This window comes from Candidatus Nitrospira allomarina (genome assembly GCF_032050975.1).
Taxonomy (GTDB): domain Bacteria; phylum Nitrospirota; class Nitrospiria; order Nitrospirales; family UBA8639; genus Nitrospira_E; species Nitrospira_E allomarina.
On the sequence record NZ_CP116967.1, the window covers coordinates 1250374 to 1269836 of the forward strand.

18 protein-coding genes are annotated in these 19463 nt (G+C 49.7%); 14 read left to right on the forward strand and 4 right to left on the reverse strand.

Going from position 1 to position 19463, the window contains the following annotated elements; genetic code table 11:
- The first annotated feature begins 33 nt into the window (after nt 1–33).
- The 8 genes from PP769_RS05445 to PP769_RS05480 are packed head-to-tail and all read left to right on the forward strand — an operon-like array spanning nt 34 to nt 10882.
- On the forward strand, nt 34–2724 hold the full coding sequence (locus tag PP769_RS05445; RefSeq protein WP_312645911.1) for a molybdopterin-dependent oxidoreductase: 2691 nt from the start codon (nt 34–36) through the stop codon (nt 2722–2724).
- 23 nt (nt 2725–2747) lie between these two features.
- A complete protein-coding gene (nuoI, locus tag PP769_RS05450; RefSeq protein WP_312645912.1) occupies nt 2748–3317 on the forward strand; it encodes an NADH-quinone oxidoreductase subunit NuoI in 570 nt (189 codons plus the stop codon).
- Nucleotides 3318–3324: 7 nt separating this feature from the next.
- Nucleotides 3325–3867 carry an NADH-quinone oxidoreductase subunit J family protein gene (locus tag PP769_RS05455; RefSeq protein WP_312645913.1) on the forward strand — a complete coding sequence of 181 codons (543 nt, stop codon included), beginning with the start codon at nt 3325–3327 and terminating at the stop codon, nt 3865–3867.
- Nucleotides 3868–3880: 13 nt separating this feature from the next.
- On the forward strand, nt 3881–4183 hold the full coding sequence (gene nuoK / locus PP769_RS05460) for an NADH-quinone oxidoreductase subunit NuoK (RefSeq protein WP_312645914.1): 303 nt from the start codon (nt 3881–3883) through the stop codon (nt 4181–4183).
- 1 nt (nt 4184) lies between these two features.
- Nucleotides 4185–6182: an NADH-quinone oxidoreductase subunit L gene (gene nuoL / locus PP769_RS05465; RefSeq protein ID WP_312645915.1), complete on the forward strand. Its 1998-nt coding sequence runs from the start codon at nt 4185–4187 to the stop codon at nt 6180–6182.
- A 9-nt stretch (nt 6183–6191) separates the two neighbouring features.
- Nucleotides 6192–7748: a complex I subunit 4 family protein gene (locus tag PP769_RS05470; protein ID WP_312645916.1), complete on the forward strand. Its 1557-nt coding sequence runs from the start codon at nt 6192–6194 to the stop codon at nt 7746–7748.
- A 5-nt stretch (nt 7749–7753) separates the two neighbouring features.
- The gene (locus PP769_RS05475) at nt 7754–9349 is read left to right on the forward strand and encodes a complex I subunit 4 family protein (protein WP_312645917.1); all 1596 of its coding nucleotides are present in this window, start codon (nt 7754–7756) and stop codon (nt 9347–9349) included.
- Between the two features lie 45 nt (nt 9350–9394).
- Complete coding sequence (locus PP769_RS05480; protein WP_312645918.1) at nt 9395–10882, forward strand: NADH-quinone oxidoreductase subunit N; 1488 nt, start codon at nt 9395–9397, stop codon at nt 10880–10882.
- Nucleotides 10883–11042: 160 nt separating this feature from the next.
- Here the strand turns inward: PP769_RS05480 and PP769_RS05485 are convergent, their stop codons facing one another.
- Nucleotides 11043–11669, reverse strand: coding sequence for a zinc ribbon domain-containing protein (locus PP769_RS05485; RefSeq protein ID WP_312645919.1), 627 nt, complete (start codon nt 11667–11669; stop codon nt 11043–11045).
- Nucleotides 11670–12060: 391 nt separating this feature from the next.
- Here PP769_RS05485 and PP769_RS05490 point away from each other — a divergent pair, with 391 nt between their 5' ends.
- Both PP769_RS05490 and arsS read left to right on the forward strand, forming a co-directional pair.
- On the forward strand, nt 12061–13266 hold the full coding sequence (locus tag PP769_RS05490) for a methyltransferase domain-containing protein (RefSeq protein ID WP_312645921.1): 1206 nt from the start codon (nt 12061–12063) through the stop codon (nt 13264–13266).
- Nucleotides 13267–13320: 54 nt separating this feature from the next.
- Nucleotides 13321–14331 carry an arsenosugar biosynthesis radical SAM (seleno)protein ArsS gene (gene arsS, locus PP769_RS05495; RefSeq protein ID WP_312645922.1) on the forward strand — a complete coding sequence of 337 codons (1011 nt, stop codon included), beginning with the start codon at nt 13321–13323 and terminating at the stop codon, nt 14329–14331.
- A 49-nt stretch (nt 14332–14380) separates the two neighbouring features.
- Here the strand turns inward: arsS and PP769_RS05500 are convergent, their stop codons facing one another.
- Nucleotides 14381–14629, reverse strand: a complete 249-nt coding sequence (locus PP769_RS05500) for a YHS domain-containing protein (RefSeq protein ID WP_312645923.1) — start codon at nt 14627–14629, stop codon at nt 14381–14383.
- Nucleotides 14630–14879: 250 nt separating this feature from the next.
- Here PP769_RS05500 and PP769_RS05505 point away from each other — a divergent pair, with 250 nt between their 5' ends.
- Together PP769_RS05505 and PP769_RS05510 are read left to right on the forward strand one after the other, a co-directional pair.
- Nucleotides 14880–15602 (forward strand): cyclase family protein, encoded by a 723-nt coding sequence (locus PP769_RS05505; RefSeq protein ID WP_312645924.1) that lies wholly within the window; start codon nt 14880–14882, stop codon nt 15600–15602.
- 88 nt (nt 15603–15690) lie between these two features.
- Nucleotides 15691–15966 (forward strand): MoaD/ThiS family protein, encoded by a 276-nt coding sequence (locus PP769_RS05510; RefSeq protein WP_312645925.1) that lies wholly within the window; start codon nt 15691–15693, stop codon nt 15964–15966.
- 215 nt (nt 15967–16181) lie between these two features.
- On the opposite strand, the gene PP769_RS05515 is transcribed toward PP769_RS05510, so the two are convergent.
- A complete protein-coding gene (locus tag PP769_RS05515) occupies nt 16182–16589 on the reverse strand; it encodes an Hsp20/alpha crystallin family protein (protein WP_312645926.1) in 408 nt (135 codons plus the stop codon).
- A 60-nt stretch (nt 16590–16649) separates the two neighbouring features.
- Entirely contained in the window at nt 16650–17111 is a 462-nt protein-coding gene (locus PP769_RS05520) for an Hsp20/alpha crystallin family protein (RefSeq protein ID WP_312645928.1), read from the reverse strand.
- 612 nt (nt 17112–17723) lie between these two features.
- Between PP769_RS05520 and PP769_RS05525 the strand changes: the two genes are divergently transcribed.
- The gene (locus tag PP769_RS05525) at nt 17724–18173 is read left to right on the forward strand and encodes a tetratricopeptide repeat protein (RefSeq protein WP_312645929.1); all 450 of its coding nucleotides are present in this window, start codon (nt 17724–17726) and stop codon (nt 18171–18173) included.
- A 522-nt stretch (nt 18174–18695) separates the two neighbouring features.
- Complete coding sequence (locus PP769_RS05530) at nt 18696–19358, forward strand: hypothetical protein (RefSeq protein ID WP_312645930.1); 663 nt, start codon at nt 18696–18698, stop codon at nt 19356–19358.
- Nucleotides 19359–19463: the final 105 nt, after the last annotated feature.

Below are 19463 nucleotides of genomic sequence, written 5' to 3' on the forward strand. Positions count from 1 at the left end.
TATGGTATCGGCTACGGTTAGAAAAGGACCTCAATGGGATTAAAGCCTGTCACGACGCCTGATGTTGAAGCAGCGACGATTGAACTGACCCTGGATGGTGAAGTGGTCCAGGCCAAGGAAGGGGTCTCTCTTTACGACGTCATATCCAGCACGGGCAAAATTGTGCCTGCGATGTGTTACCACTATACATTCGACCCCTTCGGATCCTGTGGGATGTGTCTTGTTTTTCAAGAAGGGAAAAAAGCGCCTGTCCGGTCTTGTACCGCGAAGGCCGCAGCCGGAATGGTCATCCAGACCGAGGGCGAAGATCTGTTTCTGGCCAGGAAAAAAGCCGTGGAGAAGCATCTGTCCGTCCATCCGCTGGATTGTCCGGTGTGTGACGCCGATGGCCACTGTGAATTGCAAGACATGGCCTTTGAACATGGCGTGACCAACTTAGCCAACGCGAAACAAAAAAACATTCCGGAAGATACGCGCAGCCTGGTTCTTGATTTCAACATGAACCGCTGCATCGCTTGCGGAGAATGCATCAATATTTGCAAAGACGTGCTACGCATCGATGCCCTGCAATTTATGAAAAAGGGCGGGTTTACCCAGGTAGTGGCGAAAGGCGATCAAGCGCTGGATTGTGAATTCTGCGGGGATTGCCTGGCGGTGTGTCCGGTTGGAGCCATCACCAATAAATTTTCAAAATATGCCTATAAACCCTGGCAGCTCAAAAAAACGACCACGACGTGCAATTATTGCGGTGACGGTTGCCAAATTTATGTGGAAACCAAAGATACGGAAGTGGTTCGGGTGACCTCCCCCCTTTCCTGGAAAAACAAATGGGGAGATCGCACAGATACGGTAAATGGGCATGACGGTATCTGTGTGCGTGGCCGCTTTGGATTTCAGTTCATTGATAGTGACACCCGTCTGAAAACTCCATTGGTTCGTACCGAATCCGGATTGCAACCTTCCCCCTGGCTTGATGCGTTAGATTTGGCTGCAGGTCGTTTAGCCAATGTCAAAGCGCAATATGGTGCGCAAGCCATCGCGGGGCTTATTACAGCCCGGTGTACCAACGAAGATCTGTATGTGTTTCAAAAATTTATGCGTTCGGTTATTGGCACCAATCATCTGGACAGCAGTGCCAGATACGGGCATCTGAATTTTGTCAGGGCCATGAAGCATGCCTTGGGCCTTCATCGCATGATGAATACCTCGGAAGAGATCAATAAAGCGAAGGCAGTCCTCATCATTGGAGCCAACATTACCGAGACCAATCCGGTTGCCAGTTTGCGAGTGAAATCGGCTATGGGGTTGTATAAGGCTCAAACCATTGTTGTGGATTCCATGCAAACTAATATCGCGAAATTGGCTTCTCATCCCATGATGGTGAAGCCAGGGACCGAGGGCCTCTTTGTTCAAGGTCTGGTGAAGTCGGTCCTGGATCAGGATTTGATTGACGAAGAAGCCACGTCGGCATTTCCCGAAGCCTTGCATGCGTTAAGGCAGGCAGTTGGGCTACTTTCTCTTGAGGACATGGCCAGCCGGACTGGGGTGGGTCTGGAGCAAATTCATGAGGCAGCCCGAATTTTTGCTGAAGCGTCCCGGTCGATCATCATTTGCGGGGAGGGTATTCTCCGGCATGCCGGTGGCTATCAGCATATGTTGAATCTTATCGACCTAGCCTGGATAACAGGAAAGCTTGGTCGAAAGGGATGCGGCATTAACACCTATACCGAGGAAGCGAACGAACAAGGGGCAGTCGATATGGGTGTCGCACCGGAATATCTGCCCGGTCCGGTTTCCTTCACTGATTCCCAAGCCCGGGAAACATTTGCTCGTGTCTGGGGCAACAACCTTCCGGACGTTGACCGCGGAGCCAATCTCACGGAAATTCTGGATCGTTGTCAAAAGGGGGAAATTAAGGCCCTTTATCTGGTTGGCGAAAATCCATTAGAAACGCTTCCCGTTTCCTATGATGTCACCAGTGCATTAGCGAAGTTAGAAGTTCTCATTTGCCAGGACCCCTTCTTAACGGAAATCGCCAAAATGGCCCACGTGGTTTTTCCAGCTTCCACCTTTGCGGAAAAAGACGGCACAGTGACCAATCAGGAAGGAAAGGTTCAATTTCTCCGTCCGGCCCTGGATTCTCTCGGCGAAAGCACCTTGGATTGGCACATCATGGTCGGCATGGCAAACGGGTTAGGCTCGCCCATGGAATACGAAACGACCCAGGATATTCAAAATGAAATCCGAAAGGTCCTTCCGGGTTATTATAATCTGGGGAAGGTCTCTCATGTGGCTCCTGCCCCTTCGGAGTATTTCTCAAAGGCTTTTTCCGAGGAAGTGGCGTTGCGGTATCCCGTAGGGATGAAGAGTCCTACTCAACGGCCTTTTGCCTTACGCATGATTCAATTAATTTATCATTCAGGGAAACTTTCCACCCGGGCTTCCGGCCTGATGGAAATTTCACCCAATACGTCCCGTCTTTGCATGAGCACCCAGGACTTCAACAATCTTGGGCTCGGAGTTCATGACCGGGTGCGGGTCACTTCAGATCAGGGCACAGTGGAGATGGGAGTAGAAGAGGATACGTCGTTATTGCCAGGGACCTGTACAGTTCCTGAACATTTCAATGATCCACCCGTAAAAGACCTGATGTCGGTTCAGGTCGATCCTGTCACAGGGGTTCCTTATTTCAAGTTAACCTATGTTTCTATTGAAAAGGCCTGATCAGAAAGGCCAGTCGTCAGACCATGAATAATTCTCCAACGACAAAAAAGTTTTTTGACGCCGTGCTCTTCCGAGAAATCTGGGATGCGATGAAGGTAACGCTTAAGCATTTGCTGCATCGCCCCATTACGTTTCAATACCCACGGGAGAAACGAACGATTCCTGATGCCCATCGTGGCGCACTTTGCCTGTTACGGTATGAAGATGGGACCGAACGCTGTGTGGGCTGTGATTTGTGTGAAGCGGCTTGCCCTTCACGCTGCATTAAGGTTATCAGCGAAGAAGACAAAACTCTCCCGCTCCAACGGTATGCCTCCGAATTTTACATCGACATTACGAAGTGCGTGTTTTGTGGATACTGCGTCGAAGCCTGTCCGGTAAATGCCCTGGCGATGACGAAGGTCTATGAATTTTCGACTCATGATAAGCGGACCCTCCTCTTTGACAAGGCGCGGCTCTACCAGATTGGAGAGCGTCATATAGATGATGCCAAAAAGTATCTCTATGCTCATAACCAAGAGAAGGAAGGGGAGGAAGGCCGCGCCTACCGCTACCATTTTCCTGTTTCAATAAAAAGCACCCAGGAACCGTAGTTTCATCATGATGTGGCTTCTTTTCGGATATTTTGCCACGGTGAGTGTCGTGGCAGGGGTTTTGACTGTGGCATTGCGAAATGCCGTGCACTGTGCCTTGGCCTTGCTGACGCTCCTGCTCCATGTGGCCGGTTTGTTTGTCCTGCTGAATGCGGAATTCCTTTTCGCGGTGCAAATCATCGTGTATGCCGGAGCCATTCTTATTTTGTATCTTTTTGTGTTGATGTTGATGAATTTGAAAACAGAGGAGCAGCATCTCCATAAAAAGTATGCCTTTTTAGTATTTGCCGGAACCGCAATATTTGGAGAACTTCTGATTCTCCTCATTCAGTCCCCTTATGGCGGTGTGATTGGAGCGGCCACGCCTGACCTCATCCTGCAAACGGGACCCAGCCATGCTATTGGGATCACGATGTTTAGCGATTATTTATTGCTCTTTGAAGTGATTGGGATTTTCCTGTTAGGGGCTGTAATTGGTGCCATCGTTCTTGCTAAAACACCAGCCAAGACTGACCCACAAGAAGAGCCAGGCATTTCTTCCATGCCCTAAAGCCCCATAACTCATGATTCCTCTTTCAGCCTATGTGGCCCTTAGCGCTATTTTGTTTATGACCGGACTCGTCGGGGTCTTGATCCGCCGGAATTTTATTGTCGTCCTGATGTCCGTGGAGATTATGTTGAATGCGGCCAATATCAATCTGGTGGCTTTTTCTCATTACCTTCATTCCATGTCCGGGCAAATGGCGGCACTCTTTATCATTGCGGTGGCCGCAGCGGAAGCCGCTGTCGGATTAGCGATAATCATTGTGGTGTTTCGCGGGAAAATGGCCACGAACGTCGATCAAATTAATATTTTAAAGTGGTAACGTGTTCGATCTGCTCGTTCTTCTGATTCCTCTTTTTCCTCTGCTGGCCGTGTTGGTCAACGGGCTGTTGGGCTCTCGCTATTCCCACGATATGGCAGGGCGCCTGGCTTTTGGCTCCGTCGGATTGTCATTTCTATGTGTGCTCGGTGTGTTCGTTTCGATTCTCGGAGATCCTACACCGCGTGAAGTCATCGCCTACTCCTGGATTTTCGGCGGCGATCTCTCCATAAATCTTGCCTTCCTCATCGACCCGCTGAGTGTCATCATGCTGTTAGTGGTGACCGGTGTGGGGTTCCTCATCCATGTCTATTCCGTAGGCTATATGCATGGTGAAGAAGGGTTTACCCGCTTCTTCACCTATATGAACCTTTTTATGGTTTCCATGCTGCTGCTCGTCATGGGAAACAATTATGTCGTGTTGTTCATTGGGTGGGAGGGCGTGGGTCTCTGTTCCTACCTGTTGATCGGGTACTACTATGAAAAAATCTCGGCGGGGAAGGCGGCGACCAAAGCTTTTGTCGTGAACCGGATTGGCGACGCCGGATTTTTGTTGGCGATATTCCTGATCTTTTCCCATTTCGGCACACTCGATTACACGGCCGTGATGGCCCAAGCCTCGACCCTTTCAACTGAAATGGCCACCGCCATCTCGCTCTGTTTGTTAGTTGGCGCGATCGGCAAGTCGGCGCAATTACCCCTGTACACCTGGTTGCCCGATGCGATGGAAGGCCCAACTCCGGTGAGTGCGCTTATCCATGCGGCCACCATGGTCACCGCAGGGGTCTATATGGTGGTGAGAAACCATGTGATATTTGATATGGCGCCGATGGCTTTGGCTACCGTGGGCATTGTTGGAGGCGTCACGGCACTGTTTGCCGCCACAATTGGACTCGTTCAAAACGATATTAAACGAGTGTTGGCCTATTCAACCGTCAGCCAGTTGGGCTATATGTTCCTGGCCTGTGGGGTTGGCGCCTATACTGCCGCCATCTTTCACCTGATGACCCATGCATTTTTCAAAGCTCTTCTATTTTTGTCGGCCGGTTCCGTCATTCATGCATTGGGTGGGGAGCAAGATATCCGGAAGATGGGCGGACTCCATGACAAGATCCCGACGACCTATCGGGTGTTTCTGATCGGAACTCTGGCCATTGCGGGTATACCTCCCTTGGCAGGCTTTTGGAGTAAAGATGAAATTATGGCCCATGCCTTCGTCCATGGCTATTATCACTTGTATCTTCTAGCCGCTGTTGGAGCGTTCTTGACCAGTTTTTATATGTTCAGGCTCACGTATCTTACGTTCTATGGATCATCTCGAGTCGATCCGCATGTGGCCCACCATATTCATGAATCACCTTCGGTGATGACCGTTCCGCTCGTGATTTTGGCGGGGTTGGCCCTTTTCGGAGGATTCCTTGGCGTACCCCCTGAGCATGGCTGGTTTCATGGATTTTTACATGATGTGGCGACTCCATTGGGTGCTGAGGCCCATGAAGTGGGATGGGGAATGTTGTTGGGTCTCATGAGTGTGGCCATAGCTATCGCTTTGGGTGGATGGGGGTTAGCGCATTATATGTATGCCATGCGTCCTCAGATGGCCGACGAATGGGCTGCAAAATCTCCGCGGGCCTACACCACGATTCTGAATAAATATTACGTCGATGAGATCTATGACTTCTTGATTGTGGAATTCTTTAAGAAGGTTGGGATGTTATTGGACTGGTTTGATCGCCAGATTCTGGACCGCTTTGTTATAGGAATTGGCAAAGGAACCGATATCAGCGCAGCAGCCATTACCTGGACTGAAAAGCACGTGATCTACGCAGGATTGAATGTGGTGGGTTATTCCAATCATCTTCTCTCGTGGTCGTGGCGAAAAATACAAAGTGGCATGGTCCATCATTATGCCGCCATTATTGTTATTGGGCTGGCGCTGCTCATTCATCTGGCCCTGGTTTGGTTTATTGGATCTTCCGCCGCCGGCATGTCCATTCGGTAACTGACTATCATGCAAGAAGAATTACAATTTGGGTTCCCCATTCTGACCTTTCTGACGTTCTTTCCGTTTCTCGGGGCGATGGTTATTTGGGCTTTGAAGGATCAAGACCTGATCCGGAAAAGTGTGCTGGGGATTGCGAGCCTGGAAATGGTCGTGGCGTCGCTGATGTTATGGCGATTCGTCCCGGAGACAGCGGCCATGCAGTTCGCTGAACGTCATGAATGGATTCCTTTCCTAGGGATTAGTTATCACCTGGCGGTGGACGGAATCAGTGTTCTGTTCGTGGGCCTGAACGCTTTCCTCATCCTGCTTCTGGTTCTCTACGCTTGGGATACGGTTCATGCTCGTCCAAAAGCGTTTTATATGTGCCTGCTGGGCATGGAAGCGACGATGATGGGGATTTTCGTCTCTATTGATTTGATTCTCTTTTTTGTCTTTTGGGAACTCATGCTCATACCCAGTTATTTCCTGATTAAACTCTGGGGCCCTGGAGAACAACGCCAATATGCCGCGTTGAAGTACGTCCTCTATACTCTCCTGGGGAGTGTGTTCATGCTTGTGGGCTTTTGCCTTCTGAGCTTGAACTATTTTGAAGCGAAGCAGGTGTATAGCTTTGACTTACTCGATTTGCTTGCTGTTCAGATTCCTCTTAGTCAGCAACTGCTGATTTTTTGGTTGGTATTTTTGGGGCTGGCCTTTAAAGCGCCCATATTTCCATTTCATTCCTGGTTGCCCGATGCCTTGGTTCAAGGGCCGATCCCGATGTCTGTCATGCTGGCGGGGATTAAATTGGGTACCTATGGTTTCCTTCGTTTTTCATTCCCTTTGCTCCCCGACGCCTCTCAGCACGCCACGGTGGTCGCCATTCTCATGACCCTGGGTCTGACCGCTATTGTGTATGGAGCGATTGTCGCAATCATCCAGCCTGACTTCCGGCGTTTGCTCGTGTTTAGCAGTATTAGCCATTTGGGTTTTGTGGTCGTGGGCATGTTTGCGCTGAATTTTCAAGGAATACAAGGCAGCCTGATCACCATGATTAATTTGGGATTCAGTACCGCGGGATTATTCTTCCTGGCCGGGTTCATTTATGAACGTCTGGGCCATAATGACGTACGACGATACAGTGGGTTGGCAAAGAAAATGCCGCTTCTTGCCACGTTCATGCTAATCATTGGGATGGCCTCCATTGGTTTGCCGGGAACCAACGGTTTTATAGGGGAATTCCTCATTTTATTGGGCGTATTTCAAGTCTGGTGGCTCTATGGAGCAATCGCGGTCACCGGGATCATTTTTGCTGCAGCATACTTTTTGTGGTTTTATGAGCGGTCCATCTTTGGACCATTAAAAGACAGTGTGCCGGCAGCCATTAAGGATTTAAATAGTCGTGAATGGGCAATCGGGGTGGCATTGTCGGTCATGATTTTTTGGATCGGCATTTATCCTTCCCCGTTCTTGCGGATGGTTAATGGATCCGTGCAGGAGGTCGTAGATCGGTTGCACCCAGGAATGGCGACAGCTCAACAGCATGATGACTTCCTGCTTTCCACTGAGGTCATCAGGAATTAACGATTATGGGTGAATATTCCCTACTCATTATTCTGTTTGCGCCATTTTTTGGCGCGATCGCTTTAATGTTCGTCCCCAGGGAGGAAGCGCTCCTGGTGCGAATGACTGCGGCTATTTCTGCGGGTATTTCCCTCCTGGCCTCCTTCTACATTTTTTATGCTTATGATACGGCGAAAGGCGGATTTCAATTTGTCCAGCGGTATGTCTGGTCTGAAGAATTAGGCATTGCCTTTTACCTCGGGGTGGATGGCATCGGTGGCCCGTTGGTCTTTGCCTCCGCAATCTTGTTATTTGCGGGCATCTTTGTTTCGTGGCACATCAAGGATCGGACCAAAGAGTTCTATATGTTCCTCCTAATCCTTGCGGCCGCGACCATTGGGGTCTTCATGTCGCTGGATCTCTTTTTCCTCTATTTCTTTTATGAAATGTCGGTGTTGCCCATGTACTTATTACTGGGCGTGTGGGGAAGTCATACCAAAGGGTATCTCGCCATGACCGATCCCGAAGAGCGAAAGCTTCGGGATTCTATCGGATTTATTTTCAACTTTGGATCCAACAGCAAAGAATACGCAGCCATGAAGCTGACCCTATTTCTGTCTGCAGGGGCGGTGGTGGCTTTGATGGGGATCCTCTTGATTTACCACCTTTCCGGTCTCCACACCTTTGACATTGTGGTGTTGCGTGAACAGGCTCATTTTTCGGATACGGTCGCGACGTTAATCTGGTTTCTGATCTTTTTTGGTTTTGCCTCTATCGCCCCGATATGGCCTTTGCATTCCTGGTCACCCGTCGGTCATGCCGCTGCCCCGGCAGCTACCAGCATGTTGCATGCCGGTGTGTTAATGAAGCTTGGACATTTTTCCATTATTCGTGTGGCCTTTGAAATCCTGCCTGATGCGACGCGGGAGTGGATGTGGGTGGCGGCTGTTCTCTGCGTTTTTTCGATCGTCTATGGGGGACTGGTTTCTTATTTTGCCAAAGACACCAAATATGTCATTGGTTATTCCAGCTCCAGCCATATGGGCTATATCTTCCTGGGCATGGCCGCATTGAGCTATATCAGTCTCTCCGGCGCCGTTATTTATATGTTTGCCCATGCTCTGGCAACCAGCATGTTGTTTGCCATGGCTGGCTGGGTGTATGACCAAACCCATTCACGAGACATTCCATCCTTGGGAGGACTCGTGGAAAAGATGCCGTTTATTGCCGGGGCCTTTATCGTCGCCTGTATGGCATCAATCGGCATGCCGGGGACGATCAATTTCATTGCTGAAGTGATGATTATTGTGGGGAGTTGGGAGGCATATCCCTTTCAAGTCGTCGTGGCGGTGCTCGGCATCGTTCTGACCCTTGCGTATATGTTCAAAATGATGCGGGGGCTGTTTTACGGAAGATTAGATCCGGAATACGCTCATGCCACCGATGCCAGACAATGGGTGGATCGCATGCCATTACTTCTTTTAATAGTCTGTAGTATTACTCTTGGGATTTTCCCCGGGCATTTTTACGAAGTGGTACGGTCGACTGTGGAGCCTATGGTAGACCGGATTAACCAGGTGGCCCCACTCATTACCCAAAACACTCAGGGCCTTTTACCGTAAACGATTCAACATTGAACCTTCTGAGGACTGTCTGATTATTTTGCAATGATCTTTCAACTTGACCTTTCCGTCGCTGATCTGCTCCTGCTTCTGCCTGAGATTTTTCTCACACTCTGGCTGTGTCTCCTTCTGTCACTGGACTTTTCGCTGAAGCGAATGACCCACCAGCAATTGGCCTACCTGAGTATTGCGGGGTTGGCGGTCACCGGTCTGATCCTATTGGGATTTGACCAAACCGGGACCACAGGGGCCTTGTTTAAAAACATGTTCGTGCTGGACCGGATGGGCATCTTCTTTAAGCTCGTTATTGTGGGCGCCACCGCCCTTGTTCTGTTTATGTCGATTGATTATGTGCAGGACTTCCGGTTCTTTCGTGGCGAATATTATGTCATGGTCGTCATGTCGGCCCTCGGTATGATGTTCATGGCCTCGTCGAATGACCTTCTCTCCGTCTTTGTCACCCTGGAGTTTTCAACATTTGGATTTTATGTCCTGGTCGCCTATCTCAGAGATGACCAGCGCTCATCGGAAGCCGGCCTCAAGTTTTTTATTTTAGGAGTATTTGCGGCTGGCCTTTTAGCCTATGGCATCAGTTTGGTCTATGGCGAAACCGGGACCTTAATATTCTCTGAAATGACCGGCACCCCAGGAAGTTATGGATTGGCGATTGGCTACATTTTGATTTTTGCCGCCCTGGGATTCAAGATCGGGGCCGTCCCTTTTCACGCCTGGATTCCTGATACCTACCAAGGCGCGCCGACACCTGTGACGGCCTTCCTCTCCATTGCACCGAAGGCCGCAGCATTGGCTATCCTTATCAGAATGTTTTACGTGTCTCTTGCTTCATTCAAGCCGATGTGGGTGTTGTTATTTGTCGTCGCATCCATCTTCTCGATGACCTACGGCAATATCGTGGCCATTGCCCAAAAGAATATTAAACGGCTGTTGGCCTATTCCGGTATTGCGCAAATTGGAAATATCATGATCGGATTAGCCGCAGGAACGAAACAAGGCAGCGATGCGATTATGTTTTTTCTCCTGACATATCTTTTTGCGAATTTGGGAGCTTTCGCCGTCATCATTGCCGTGAGCCGGGTCATGAAAAGCGACGAAATTGAAGATTATAATGGTCTGAATCGACGTTCCCCGTTTTTGGCGGCGTCCATGTTGCTCTTCCTGTTGTCGCTGGCTGGAGTCCCTCCGCTTGCGGGATTTATCGGGAAAATCTATTTATTTATTGCTGCCATGAAAGAGGAGCTATACACCCTTCTGATTGTCGGACTCATCAATATCGTCATCTCCATGTACTACTATTTAATTGTCGTTAAAAAGATGTACATCAACGAACCCACCGATTCTTCGCCAATTCTTGCATCCATGCCGATCAAAGTTGCGGTGTACGTCGGGATTGTCGGAACCGTGTTGTTGGGTGTGTACCCAGGACCGTTTATCGACTGGGCCGTTAGTGCCTCCCTTATGTTCTCCAATATCGCAGGACCCACCGCCGCCGCGTCCCTACTTCCTGGCGGATAATCGCCTGGCCGGATATTGGGGCGTTCCACCCTCCTTCTCCGGATTGACAGGCACAATTTCTTTTTCCGCAGTTCCACATGACCTCCTTGAAGGGAGGAAATGTGCGCTAAGGATGAGCACAGCTTGATGGGGTATTAGGAAAAAGGGAAATTTGGTGGACTTACATCCGCCACGAGAAGATGGTTTCTAGGGGATTGAGCCCATTAAGTTGCCACATCGCTCCGAACACCACGGATATGGTCACAATCACTAAGAGAATCAGACCGATGAGGATCGAATTTTTTTTGCTACGGGGATAACGGGGGAGAGGAACTTTTTGGGACCCCGACGGGTCTTGCCACAATGCGGAGGGTCGTCGTGGCCCCAGAAGTGCTGTGGTTTTCCGGAGAGGTTCCACTTGACTGACTCGTGAGGCTTTTGTGGCTCCCCTTTTCACTGGGGCGACTGAGGGTATCTTCCCTGGTGACGTTGTCTCTGGCTTTACAGGTTGGGGAACTTTCCTGGTATGGATATAGGATGCTCGACAATGGGGACACACCAGCGTTTCCTGGATTGATTCGCTGTTATCCTCCTGCTGTGGGTGTCCTCCGGCTAACGACACCCGGCAATATGGGCATGTGCGGGCATCCGGCGAGACCAGACCGTGACATTGTGGGCAGGTGTGTAGTCCGGATGCCCGTTCCTCTTCTAACGCATGCTTCCCGGGAGAAGGGAAGGCGCATTGAGGACAGGCTCGAGCTTCGGTCGAGACCTCTTTGTGACATTCAGGGCAGGGAACAAGGGCCATGGAGTAAATTTCCGTTTTCGCTATTTCACAGATTTTTCGAGCATATTTCTTCCTGATCTTTCAGGAAGGCAACGTCGATACCTGGAAGATTTGTTTGAATGATGTGTAAATGCAGGAGTGTCTTCCTCCTTCTTGAACCGAATCAGAGATGAAGGGAAGAGGCTAGCCTTCCGCTATTCTCTCTCATCTGATTTGCTCTTCTCAAGGGAGGGCGGGTTTTTTCACAATTGGGTTTCTTGACTTCATCTCTCTGTTCTCTTTTAGGGGTAAAATGTGTAACATTTCCAGGCATGTCCAGACAGTGTTATCTTGGATTGATTCCTTGTCCTATGTCTTAGTATGACAGGATGCAAGGAACTAACAGGGTTTCTCAAATTTCCATGAGGGTACTATGACCAATGAAACAAAAGAGGAAAATCATTCTATCACCCAGGCGGTCAGCCAGCGATACGCTAAAGCGGTAACCAACGGTGAACAGTTGTGTTGCCCGACCGGGTATAACCATGAAGATTTGGGACAATTTATACCAGAACCGGTCTTAAATGTGTCGTATGGCTGCGGAACTCCGGTTGGCCTATCAACTGTCCAACCTGGTGAAGTCGTCCTGGACATTGGTTCTGGAGGCGGGATCGACTGTTTTGAAGCGTCCCGGAAAGTCGGGCCCCGAGGTCGTGTCATTGGCATTGATATGACCGATGAAATGTTGGCGTTGTCGCGTACGCACGCCCCAACCGTTGCCAGCAATCTGGGTTATCCGGAGCCGAATGTGGACTTTCGAAAGGGATTTGCCGACGCCATGCCTGTTGAAGACGATCAGGTGGATCTCATTATTTCGAATTGTGTCATTAATCTCGCTCCGGATAAGAGGAAGGTCTTCCAGGAAATGTTGCGCGTGCTTCGACCTGGTGGACGGTTCACCATTTCCGATATTGTTGCCGACCAACCCATTCCGAATTACTTAATCTATGACAAGGCCAAATGGGGCGATTGTTTGTCCGGCGCCCTTACGATCAAAGACTATTGGGGCGGGCTTCGAGACGCCGGATTTAAAGGGCTTCATCAGGTCAATAGTATTCCATGGAGAGTGATTGACGGCATCCAGTTCCTCTCGGTGACACTCACGGGGTATAAACTGGCCTCCACATCGACCGCTCCGTCGTCCGTCTTTGCAACCCTTACCGGGCCATTTTCCCAGGTGCTGGATGAGCTGGGTACGACATTTACTCGAGGCAATCCTCAGCAAATCGATGAACGAACGGCCGAATTATTGGCATTAGCTCCTTATCATGAGCGATTCATTATTGACGAGAAACCGGTGGCTCTGACGGTTCAAGATTCTCGAATGCTGGCGGTCTATCCCGAAGATGCGCCGTGTCTTTGGGAAGGACAATTTGCCGTGTTGACCGGACCGTTCTTAGAGGTCTGTGATGATGACGACCATACGTATCGATGCGGTGAGCCGGTGGAAATTTGCTCTAAAACACACAACGTCCTCCAGACCACTTCGTATCAACCCTATTTTGCGATCATTAATCGATCCAGAGAGGGCGTGGACTCCGAACCCGTCATTTGTGGACCATCCACCGGGTGTTGTTAGGAATATCCGGAAAATCACCCTCTCGGTGTGTGAAGAATTACGGCCATCAAGACGATGAAAACTTCAGCTCTCCCCATGGTTGCCCCGAATCAATCTTCTGGGATGGTTCCGTCGTTTGAGAAAGCGCTGGCCCCCCATTATTCCCTGCCCCTCAAGGCCCAATCTATTTCCACGCTTCAGGTTAATGTCGGGAAGGTTTGTAACCAAACCTGTCACCATTGCCATGTCGATGCCGGGCCTCACCGGACGGAAAGCATGAGCAAAGCCACTATCGATCAAATCCTGGACGTGCTCGATCGCACCCCTCAGATTATGACGGTGGATATCACCGGTGGGGCGCCGGAAATGAACCCCCATTTTGAGTATCTGGTTGAGCAATGTCGGGTCCGAAACCGGAAGGTGATCGACCGCTGTAATTTGACGGTGTTCTATGTCAAGGGGAAAGCGCATCTTCCTCAATTTCTTGCAGACCATCACGTGGACATTGTCGCCTCCCTCCCCTGTTATGAAGCCGACAATGTCGATCAGCAACGGGGAAAAGGCGTGTTTAATCGGAGCATTACCGCGCTGCAGACTCTCAATGGCTTGGGATATGGAACAGACGGCACCGGCCTCATGCTGGATCTGGTCTACAACCCATTAGGTCCGGTCCTTCCGCCGCCTCAAATCGAACTCGAACAGGACTTTAAAGGAGAATTGGGCCAGCGATTTGGGATTCGGTTTAACCGGCTCTATACCATTACCAATATGCCGATCAGTCGTTTCTGGGATGAATTACACGAGGCCGGACAACTTGAACATTACTACACGCTCTTGTTGAATCATTTTAATCCAATGGCTATCAATGGGCTCATGTGTCGGTCTCTGCTGAGTGTGGGATGGGACGGGCGGCTCTATGACTGTGATTTTAATCAAATGTTGGATCTGCCGATCCAGCCGGAATCTCAAGCCTGGATCGACCGGTTCAATTTGACGGAACTGAAACACCGACCAATTGCGGTCGGACCCCATTGCCTGGGATGTACGGCAGGTTCCGGTTCATCGTGTGGTGGAGCCCTGACCTAATTCGCCTGCCTTCCATCGTCTATCATCAGTTTTCGAATCCGGTCTTTCTTTAGGTGACGTCCTCAAGCTTGAAATGCCTGGCGCAATCCTGGCTACAGAAATAATAATTCTTTCCCTTGAGCTCCTGTACAATCGCTGTGCCCGCAGCTACGTATACCTTACAGACGGGGTCTTGAATCATCACATCTTTTCCTGGGGTGGCGGGGTCAAGTTTGGGCTGACTCCATTCACGGAAAGCTCGACGAACCATAAAGAATAAGATCACTAAAAGAATGAGAATTGTAATTATTTTATACATGATGTGTGATGGGCCTTTTGAGATAGATAGCATTTTGTACCATGTTTTCAGTTTTGATTCCACATATGCCGTCAACGGCATTTCCCAAAGATGTTTGTTGATTCACAGGGACTTTCTTTCATTGCTGTGCCCTTTCTCAACTTGTTAGGATTTTCCCTATGCTGCCGTTGGTCATTATTCTGAATCTCGTAGGTCTCAGCCCATGTTGATCCGGGTCTTGCTAATGGTTCTCGCATTCGGGGGATGCACCATGAGCCAACCCCTTACGGGAACAATCGTCGATCTGACCTATCCCTTTGATGAGCATACCGTGTATTGGCCAACGAATGAGTCCTTTCACTGGAAGAAAACGAATTGGGGTCCCAGCAAGCAGGGGCATTGGTATGCATCGGCAGTCTACTCCGCTTCAGAGCATGGTGGCACTCATCTCGATGCCCCAATTCATTTTGCAGAGTCCGGATGGAGTGTGGACGAAATCCCCGTCGACCAGTTAACAGGTGACGCGATCGTGCTGGATATTCGAGCACAGGTGGAGTCCAATCCGGATTATACTTTACAGGTTGACGATATTGCCCAATGGGAAATCTCTTACGGTCCAATCCCTCCCAAAGCCATCGTGTTACTCTTGACCGGGTTTGGACGGTATTGGCCGGACAAGGTCCGATATCTTGGTAGCTCCACTCCGGAAGATCCCGCTACGCTCCATTTCCCCGGGTTTTCCGCCAAAGCCATCACATTTCTGCTTACGAAAAGAGAAATTTTAGGAATTGGAATAGATACAGCCAGCATTGATGCCGGGCAGTCACGAGATTTTCCAGTTCATCAAATTCTGGGTCGAGCAAATCGCTATGCGTTGGAGAATGTGGCGCACCTCGAACTGTTGCCACCCAGAGGAGCTCGAATGACGGCCCTCCCGATGAAGATTCATGGAGGCACAGGAGGACCGGCTCGAATTATTGCAACCGTGCCTTAGGGGCTCATCAGATCAACCACCGAATGAAAGGTTTCCGGGCTCTCATGAAGATCCTTGGAGAAATATTGATAATGAACAAAAGGAAATTATGGTTACGATTACGTTAATGGGTGATTTGCAAACTGTTGATGGGGAGCGAGCCCTTGGATGCGAGATTGCTGACTCCGTCACCGTGAAGCAACTGATCAGAAAACAAGGTAAACCGCTTCGGGAAATCTTTCAGTTGTTAAAAGAAAAAAAAGTCATGGTAACCGTGAATAAACGAATTGCCAGTGAAGAGACTAAAGTCTACGATGGAGATGCCGTCTATATTGTCGCTCACGATGGAATGGGACAAAGCGGACTTACGCTCTCCCATTACTAATTTAAGATGACCATGTTGACGGGCTTGGGCCAACGGGGGTCTCCAGTGGTTCACCCATGGGCTTCAGTCTTCTGGCAGAGACTTCTGACCTGAGGCGGACCTCCTGGCAGCGTATCAAAGGGCTCAAAATCGTCCATCCCCGGTGAGCGATCACCCACGCAAAAAAAGGGGAGCCGCCGTACTTGAACGGCTCCCCCTCGAATGTTGAGATCTGATTACCCTTCAGTGATTTGAATTTTGCGAGGTTTTGCAGGCCCCACCTTTGGCAGGGTTACTCGCAATACTCCATTATTCAGTTTGGCTTCAATGTGTTCCTGATCAATTACTTCAGAAAGAGTAAATTGGCGGAAATATTTCCCGGTCTCGTACTCGCGTAAAACATGCTCCTCTTTCTCAGGAACAGAAACTGACGGCACACCGCTCAAAGAAAGCACATCGTTACGCAGATCAATTGAGACATTTTCGGATGGCACCCCGGGCATATCCGCCACAATTGTCAGGGCCTGATCGTCTTCAAATATGTCAACATTGGGTGAAAACACTCGACCAGGGATTGTTTGTTCCGCATCCGATTTGACTTCCCGCTTATCCCGCACTTGTATATCCTGCGTTTGTGTTGTCATAAGTTCATCCTCCTTTGTATTGAATGGGGTCTTCCCCATTACTCGCCTCAATTTCAATCTTTATCCTGTAATGGCGATTTTTTTTGGTTTAGCCTTTTCGGCTTTAGGCAAGACCACCATTAAAATACCGTGTTGATATTTTGCTTGCACTCGCTCACTGTCCACATCAGTGGGCAATGTTAACTGTCGCCGGATTTTTCCAGATTCCCGTTCTCGGCGATGATATCGCACATTAGATTGCTCATCCGGAATCGCCCGCTCACCTGTGACAGTAAGATTCCGGCCTGTGACCGACACCTCCAATTTATCGAGCGTCATGCCTGGAACCTCCGAGCGAACATATACATTATCGCTATCCTGTGACACATTCATAAGCGGATAGACGCCCGCTGGAGAATCCCAACCATTTACCCTGGATAGTCCATTGAACAAGTGACCAAGATCTCGTCGAAGCCGGTCTAGCTCTGAAACTCCGCCCGAAAAACCATCAAACGGCCAATTTTCAAATCTTCGAATGACCATAGTTTACCCCTCCTCTTTGAACTTCTCCTACTTCATTCTTCCAAATGCTAGGTAATTTGTCGGGATACCTTCGAAGGTCACACATTCATCGATGTTACTTATAAAATAATTTCAAAATTCCGGGAGTCAAGTAGGACGATCATTTTCGGGGGAAATGCGTAAAAGGAGTGGGAGATTGTTTGGGACACCAGATCGAGGTAGGAACGAGAATGGAAGCGGAAATAATGAGAAACAGAGGGAGCCCAATCAGCGTAATTGACCTGAAGAAAGCCATGACCACAACCCTCTCGCTTCAACCGTAAGGCCTTTTAGAGAATCCGATAAGGAATGCCAAAACCTTGTAATGGCGTGCCTGTTTGTCGGAAAAACAGACAAGACTTATCCTGATCGTAGGATGGGAATTGTTCGCCGACATTGGGGAAAGTTTTTTGAAAACGTCTTTGTGTAAACCGTATTTGTGTTGGTGTATGGGCGTTCGGGCCATGACGACCATGAGGGTGAACAATCTGGCCGCTATTGACATTGTTCAATCCAAATCGTGAATGTATTACTTTCCCAGGAGTGTTTCGCGGTCTGCTGGAGGGCCGCTCACCATTTCATAAGGAGGATACGATGAATCAGCGATCTTTCGGTCTCGGATTACTGTTCCTCATGATGTTGGTTTTGAGTGGATGTGATTCCGGCGAATACGGAAAAGAAACGAAACCGGAACCCAAAGCGGAAAGTACGCCAATGTCGCCGGCCGAGGCTCCGGGCATGGCGGAAACTTCACAGGTTGAAGGTGCCCTGATGGTAACTGCCGGAGTTGCCGGTGCAGCAGAAAATGAGGAAGGGGTCAACCATTTTCAACAGGGGCATTGGGACGTGGCCCAAGAACATTTTACGAAAGCCATAGCCGCCAATGCTGACCTTCCGGAAGCGCATTACAATCTTGCGCTCGCCTTGGATAAGTTGGGAAACCACGCCGACGCGACGAACCATTTCAAAAAGGCCTTGGAGCTGGCTCCGGCTGATCCGATGATTGCCGGTTCTAAAATTCTTCAGGCCCATGTGGGCGGGTAAATGCTCACGTTGATATTGGTCTAACCCGTCAGAAGGATTGTCACAGGACTTTTACGGGCATTCTTATTCCTCCCGTTGAGTCCAACGTTGCGCCGAATTCCGGTAAGATCTGTTTCACCGGTGGAAGTTAAGGTATGTCTTGAGTGCTGGCAGGGTGTTGAAAAAGCCTGCCAGCGACGTTCCTGCTTCGCCGGTGCGGCTTCATGCAGGCAGTCGACCCTTGTCCGTGCTCAGGTTATTTTTGTACGCTCCGCCCGTCCAAGCGGCTGCGGCGTTCCCTTCGAGAGGCCTCAGGGCAGGACTGGATGGGCCTGTTTGAACATCCTGCTTTGCTCATGGAAAATTTAAGAATTTTTATCCTGATATGCCTCAGAAAATTATTGATTTTTCAACCGCCTGCCAGGAGCTTTTCTCAAAACTCGGGTCGCAACGAGATTGTTTTTCCTAATACCACACTCGTTACGAGAGCCGGTTTCACCTTACTCCACGCTCCTTGAAACAATTTTGCCAGGCTCTCCCCCGATGGATGCATTGTATTACCCCTTTCATTTGTGTCACGAAAAGACTCTCCATCAGCTTGTGGAGAACTATTCACATGTCCATTTTCTGGATTTTATGGCCTTGCAATTAACCCCATTCATGGGGGCAACAGGGTTTCCAGACCGGATGGGAGATTATTATCCGGAACTATTAGAGACAGGTAGAATCATCCAAGGGCATGGTGTCAGTGGGGCACTGAGTCCGACGATGGTTACGGCGGTCAATCATGATCTCGCCGATCCTCTTTGGCGCTCGATCTTTCATGAGGCCTTGAAGGATAATCGACGGTTTCAGAGAGGGTTAGTGGCGTTCTCCCAGGATAGCCAAGGGCGAAGTTCCGTTCCGACAGACGTTGCGCTTTTGGCGGCATTCCAACAGCCGGAAAGAGAGTTCGCGTCTTATACCGTCGAAAACCTTCAAGTCATGAGCCGAAGGCGGTTGTCTGAACAGGAGAAACTGACATTTGAGTATGGATTTGGATTGATAAAAACATCTGCAGCTCTGAACTATAGTATTCAGCTCTGCCGACACCTGAGTCTTGTTGCCGTCACCGATTCGCCTGGGCATCATCAGCTGCTGGGAAGGACGTGTCGGCGGGCCAATGTGAAGTTAAGGTATGGCTGTGTGAAGCGGGAAGGTTACTGAATTGAACGGTTGAAAAAGTCCACCAGCGGCCTTCTCGTTACTCGAGGGGCTCAACGTACCCTCCCCTTTGCGCCTCGCCCTCTTCGCCGCTTGCGGCTTTGCCCG

What these genes read in the sequence shown, in the direction of transcription:
- arsS (WP_312645922.1), top strand. Translation starts at nt 13,321, where the DNA reads ATGAAAACTTCAGCTCTCCCCATGGTTGCCCCGAATCAATCTTCTGGG.
- nuoI (WP_312645912.1), top strand. Translation starts at nt 2,748, where the DNA reads ATGAATAATTCTCCAACGACAAAAAAGTTTTTTGACGCCGTGCTCTTC.
- PP769_RS05505 (WP_312645924.1), top strand. Translation starts at nt 14,880, where the DNA reads ATGAGCCAACCCCTTACGGGAACAATCGTCGATCTGACCTATCCCTTT.
- PP769_RS05520 (WP_312645928.1), bottom strand. Translation starts at nt 17,111, where the DNA reads ATGGTCATTCGAAGATTTGAAAATTGGCCGTTTGATGGTTTTTCGGGC.
- PP769_RS05525 (WP_312645929.1), top strand. Translation starts at nt 17,724, where the DNA reads ATGAATCAGCGATCTTTCGGTCTCGGATTACTGTTCCTCATGATGTTG.
- PP769_RS05500 (WP_312645923.1), bottom strand. Translation starts at nt 14,629, where the DNA reads ATGTATAAAATAATTACAATTCTCATTCTTTTAGTGATCTTATTCTTT.
- PP769_RS05530 (WP_312645930.1), top strand. Translation starts at nt 18,696, where the DNA reads ATGGATGCATTGTATTACCCCTTTCATTTGTGTCACGAAAAGACTCTC.
- PP769_RS05470 (WP_312645916.1), top strand. Translation starts at nt 6,192, where the DNA reads ATGCAAGAAGAATTACAATTTGGGTTCCCCATTCTGACCTTTCTGACG.
- PP769_RS05510 (WP_312645925.1), top strand. Translation starts at nt 15,691, where the DNA reads ATGGTTACGATTACGTTAATGGGTGATTTGCAAACTGTTGATGGGGAG.
- PP769_RS05490 (WP_312645921.1), top strand. Translation starts at nt 12,061, where the DNA reads ATGACCAATGAAACAAAAGAGGAAAATCATTCTATCACCCAGGCGGTC.
- PP769_RS05515 (WP_312645926.1), bottom strand. Translation starts at nt 16,589, where the DNA reads ATGACAACACAAACGCAGGATATACAAGTGCGGGATAAGCGGGAAGTC.
- nuoK (WP_312645914.1), top strand. Translation starts at nt 3,881, where the DNA reads ATGATTCCTCTTTCAGCCTATGTGGCCCTTAGCGCTATTTTGTTTATG.
- PP769_RS05480 (WP_312645918.1), top strand. Translation starts at nt 9,395, where the DNA reads ATGATCTTTCAACTTGACCTTTCCGTCGCTGATCTGCTCCTGCTTCTG.
- PP769_RS05475 (WP_312645917.1), top strand. Translation starts at nt 7,754, where the DNA reads ATGGGTGAATATTCCCTACTCATTATTCTGTTTGCGCCATTTTTTGGC.
- PP769_RS05485 (WP_312645919.1), bottom strand. Translation starts at nt 11,669, where the DNA reads ATGGCCCTTGTTCCCTGCCCTGAATGTCACAAAGAGGTCTCGACCGAA.
- PP769_RS05455 (WP_312645913.1), top strand. Translation starts at nt 3,325, where the DNA reads ATGATGTGGCTTCTTTTCGGATATTTTGCCACGGTGAGTGTCGTGGCA.
- PP769_RS05445 (WP_312645911.1), top strand. Translation starts at nt 34, where the DNA reads ATGGGATTAAAGCCTGTCACGACGCCTGATGTTGAAGCAGCGACGATT.